1 rRNA gene is annotated in these 3147 nt (G+C 54.8%); it reads right to left on the bottom strand.

What is annotated here, in order from left to right:
- Positions 1 to 25 precede the first annotated feature (25 nt).
- Positions 26 to 3118, bottom strand: a 23S ribosomal RNA gene (locus ACZ6WN_RS30500).
- Positions 3119 to 3147: the final 29 nt, after the last annotated feature.

Below are 3147 nucleotides of genomic sequence, written 5' to 3'. Positions count from 1 at the left end.
TTGTTGTTTTTGTTGAGGGTTTATGAAAGATAAGCCCTCGGCCTATTAGTACCGGTCGGCTGGGCATCACTGCTGTACACCTCCGGCCTATCAACCCCATAGTCTGTAGGGGGCCTTAACCCATAAAGGGTGGGAAACCTCATCTTGAAACGTGCTTCCCGCTTAGATGCGTTCAGCGGTTATCACTTCCGAACGTAGCCAACCAGCCATGCACCTGGCGGTACAACTGGCACACCAGAGGTTCGTCCATCCCGGTCCTCTCGTACTAGGGACAGCCTTTCTCAAGTTTCCTACGCGCGCGGCGGATAGGGACCGAACTGTCTCACGACGTTCTAAACCCAGCTCGCGTGCCGCTTTAATGGGCGAACAGCCCAACCCTTGGGACCTACTCCAGCCCCAGGATGCGACGAGCCGACATCGAGGTGCCAAACCATCCCGTCGATATGGACTCTTGGGGAAGATCAGCCTGTTATCCCCGGGGTACCTTTTATCCGTTGAGTGACCACGCTTCCACATGCCGTGGCCAGATCACTAGTTCCGACTTTCGTCCCTGCTCGACATGTCTGTCTCACAGTCAAGCTCCCTTGTGCACTTACACTCGCCACCTGATTGCCAACCAGGCTGAGGGAACCTTTGAGCGCCTCCGTTACATTTTAGGAGGCAACCGCCCCAGTTAAACTACCCATCAGGCACTGTCCCTGAACCAGATCATGGTCCGAAGTTAGACATCTAGTACGACCAGAGTGGTATTTCAACGATGACTCCACACACACTGGCGTGTGCGCTTCACAGTCTCCCACCTATCCTACACAAGCCGAACCAAACACCAATACCAAACTATAGTAAAGGTCCCGGGGTCTTTCCGTCCTGCCGCGCGTAACGAGCATCTTTACTCGTAGTGCAATTTCGCCGAGTCCACGGTTGAGACAGCGCCCAAGTCGTTACTCCATTCGTGCAGGTCGGAACTTACCCGACAAGGAATTTCGCTACCTTAGGATGGTTATAGTTACCACCGCCGTTTACTGGGGCTTAAATTCTGAGCTTCGCCGTGAGGCTAACCCGTCCTCTTAACCTTCCAGCACCGGGCAGGAGTCAGTCCGTATACATCGTCTTACAACTTCGCACGGACCTGTGTTTTTAGTAAACAGTCGCTTGGGCCTGGTCTCTGCGGCCCTTCACGCTTCCCCCAGCTAGTGGGTTCACGATCCGGGCCCCCCTTCTCCCGAAGTTACGGGGGCATTTTGCCGAGTTCCTTAACCATGGTTCGCTCGATCGCCTCGGTATTCTCTACCTGATCACCTGAGTCGGTTTGGGGTACGGGCGGCTCATGACTCGCTAGAGGTTTTTCTCGACAGCATAGGATCATCGACTTCACCAAACGGCTCCCCATCACATCTCAGACATACAGAGCCCGGATTTGCCTAGACTCAGTCCTACATGCTTGGCCGGCGACAACCATCGCGCCGGTTCGACTACCTTCCTGCGTCACCCCATCACTTGACTACTACACACTCGGGTCCCATGTTCCACATACACGCCTCACCCCGAAGGGATCGGTCACGCATGCTTCAGATGGTTAGCATCATGCGCCTCATCATGGGCGTCATTTCGCCGGTACGGGAATATCAACCCGTTGTCCATCGACTACGCCTGTCGGCCTCGCCTTAGGTCCCGACTTACCCAGGGCAGATTAGCTTGACCCTGGAACCCTTGATCAATCGGCGGATGTGTTTCTCACACATCATTCGCTACTCATGCCTGCATTCTCACTCGCGTACCGTCCACCGCTGGATCACTCCGCTGCTTCACTCGATACACGACGCTCCCCTACCCACCCCGGAAAACCGGAATGCCATAGCTTCGGCGGATAACTTGAGCCCCGCTACATTGTCGGCGCGGAATCACTTGACCAGTGAGCTATTACGCACTCTTTCAAGGGTGGCTGCTTCCAAGCCAACCTCCTGGTTGTCACTGCGACTCCACATCCTTTTCCACTTAGTTATCGCTTAGGGGCCTTAGCTGATGGTCTGGGCTGTTTCCCTCTCGACAATGGAGCTTATCCCCCACTGTCTCACTGCTGCGCTCTCACTTACCGGCATTCGGAGTTTGGCTAACGTCAGTAACCTGGTCGGGCCCATCGGCTATCCAGTGCTCTACCTCCGGCAAGAAACACACAACGCTGCACCTAAATGCATTTCGGGGAGAACCAGCTATCACGAAGTTTGATTGGCCTTTCACCCCTAACCACAGGTCATCCCCTCCATTTTCAACTGAAGTGGGTTCGGTCCTCCACGCCGTCTTACCGGCGCTTCAACCTGCCCATGGCTAGATCACTTCGCTTCGGGTCTAGAGCGCGCGACTCAATCGCCCTATTAGGACTCGCTTTCGCTACGGCTTCCCCACACGGGTTAACCTTGCCACACACCGCTAACTCGCAGGCTCATTCTTCAAAAGGCACGCCATCACCCCCACTGCTGTAAACAGCCGGCCGGGCTCTGACGGATTGTAGGCACACGGTTTCAGGTACTATTTCACTCCCCGCCAGGGGTACTTTTCACCTTTCCCTCACGGTACTGGTCCGCTATCGGTCATCAAGAAGTATTTAGGCTTAGCGGGTGGTCCCGCCAGATTCACACGACATTCCACGAGTGCCGTCCTACTTGGGAAGTACATCAACCCAGCCAAACACATACGACTACGGGGCTATCACCCGCTACGGCCCAGCTTCCCAACTGGTTCACCTTCATGCTTGGTTTCTTACTGAGCTCACCGCCGGCAGACGATGAAAGACATATCCCACAACCCCAACTACGCAACGACTGCCGTCTATCACACGCAGTTGGTTTGGCCTCATCCGATTTCGCTCGCCACTACTCTCGGAATCACTATTGTTTTCTCTTCCTACGGGTACTGAGATGTTTCACTTCCCCGCGTTCCCTCCACACGCCCTATAGATTCAGGCGCAGGTAACACGACATGACTCGTGCTGGGTTTCCCCATTCGGACACCCCCGGATCAACGCTCGGTTGCCAACTCCCCAGGGCTTATCGCAGGCTCCAACGTCCTTCTTCGGCTCTTGATGCCAAGGCATCCACCATGTGCCCTTCATAGCTTATCTCTCACAAACACTCAACAAAAACAACAAAC

Source organism: Nocardioides sp. NPDC054178 (assembly GCF_055585005.1).
This window is presented reverse-complemented; position numbering and strand designations above follow the sequence as displayed.